At 60.1% G+C, this 1698-nt stretch carries 2 protein-coding genes and 1 pseudogene; 1 reads left to right on the top strand and 2 read right to left on the bottom strand.

The window, feature by feature from the left end:
- A pseudogene (locus tag EGI20_RS18360) lies at positions 1-212 on the top strand (elongation factor P); the annotation flags it as partial.
- Between the two features lie 89 nt (positions 213-301).
- Here EGI20_RS18360 and EGI20_RS18355 read toward each other — a convergent pair.
- The gene (locus tag EGI20_RS18355; RefSeq protein ID WP_498633131.1) at positions 302-988 is read right to left on the bottom strand and encodes an amino acid permease; all 687 of its coding nucleotides are present in this window, start codon (positions 986-988) and stop codon (positions 302-304) included.
- Between the two features lie 77 nt (positions 989-1065).
- On the bottom strand, positions 1066-1698 hold a 633-nt coding region (locus tag EGI20_RS18350), incomplete at its 5' end, for a dimethylarginine dimethylaminohydrolase family protein (protein ID WP_498633010.1).

Raw genomic sequence — 1698 nt, 5'->3', positions numbered from 1 at the left:
ACGGCAAGGCCATCTCGGTTGAACTGCCGACGACGGTTGTGCGCGAAGTTGAATACACCGAGCCTGCCGTACGTGGCGATACCTCGGGTAAAGTGCTGAAGCCGGCCCGTCTGGCAGGCACCACCTTCGAAATCCCGGTTCCGGCTTTCGTCAACACCGGCGACAAGATCGAAATCGACACGCGCACCAACGAATTCAAGAAGCGCGCCTGATTTAACGCTGCACCAAGCAGCGCTTGACCAGGAAAAGCCAGCCGGATGAACGGCTGGCTTTTTTACGTCTGCGGCTACCCAAATCTGCCTTACAAGGCCAGCGTCCCCTGCGACACCATGTACAGCGCAGCGATGGCCAAGGCCAGCACCAGCAAGCCCAGCGCGGCTTCCAGCGGATGGGAGAAGAACTTCTCGCCCCGCTCGTGCTTGGCCTTCAGATAAAATGGCAGGCCCAGCGCATACAGGATCATCGACAGCAGCAAAAAGCTCAGGCCGCCGGCGTAGATCAGCCAGATGCCGTATACCGTGCCCAGCGCGGTCAGAGCGACCAGCGTCACCGACTTGACCTTTGCCTTGAGCGCCAGACGCAGACCAAAGCCGGCGCATAGCAGGTAAGGGATCAGCGCCATCGACGAAGCCAGCTGGATCAGGATGTTGTAACCGGCATCGTTCAGATGGTTGATCACCAGCACCAGCGAGATCAGGCTATTGGTCAGCCATAGCGCATTGGCCGGCGTGCCGTTCTTGTTGAGCTTGCCGAATGCCTTGGGCGCGGTATTGTTGTCGCCGCGCGCAGCCAGATACAGCATCTCGCTGGAGATCATGGTCCAGGCAAGCAGTGCGCCGCCAACCGACAGCACCAGACCGATATTGATCAGCATCCCGCCCCACGGGCCAACCACATGCGAGAGCACCGCCGCCATCGACGGGTTCTTCATCTGCGCCAGCTCCGGTTGCGACACCACGCCCAGCTTCTTGTCTTGTGTCTGAGACATAGGGATTCTTTCTTGAAGACTAAAAAACAGCCGCGACGCGAGTGCGCAGCGGCTGCCTGCCAGTGCCTTGCCAGGGCTCAGAAGCGTAGCGACATGCAGCTGACACCGCCGTCAACCTTACGGTATTCCGAGGTATCAACCTCGATCACCTCGTAGCCGAGCGCGGCGATCTTGGCGGCGGTCTTCGGGTAGCCGGAAGGCATGATCACCTTGCCGTTGACCCAGATGCAGTTGGCGGCGTAGATCTCGTCTTCCGGCAGCTCGATAATGTTGTACTTCTGGAATTCGGGCTTGGTCAGGAACTCGCCGGCGCACATCAGGTTGTTGTTCTCCAGATAGGCAAGCCCGGTCTTCAGGTGCAGCACCTCGTCCATGGAAACGACAGAACCGGTCATGCCGTACTTTTCCAGAATGGCGATCAGCTGGCGCGCGCCCTCGGCATTGGTACGGGCCGAGTTGCCGATATAGTAGTGGTTGCCGACCATCATCACGTCGCCTGCGTCCAGCGTGCCCGGCTCGACAATGCGCTCGACGTTCTTGTAGAAGCGGGCAAGGATGGGCGCCATCAGTTCGGCTTCACCGCGGCGGCTGTCGGCACCCGGGCGGGTGACGATACCGCAATGCGGCGTGCACAGGGCCGGATCTTCAACGAACACCGAATCCGGAAACTCTTCGGCCGGCGGCAGGATGGTGATGTCGACACCGCAAGT

This window comes from Aquitalea sp. S1-19 (assembly GCF_024343515.1).
Note: the sequence above shows the minus strand (reverse complement) of the source record. Positions and strands in the feature narration are given on the sequence as shown.

Coding starts and splice junctions, on each gene's coding strand:
- EGI20_RS18355 (WP_498633131.1), bottom strand. CDS start 988: ATGTCTCAGACACAAGACAAGAAGCTGGGCGTGGTGTCGCAACCGGAG.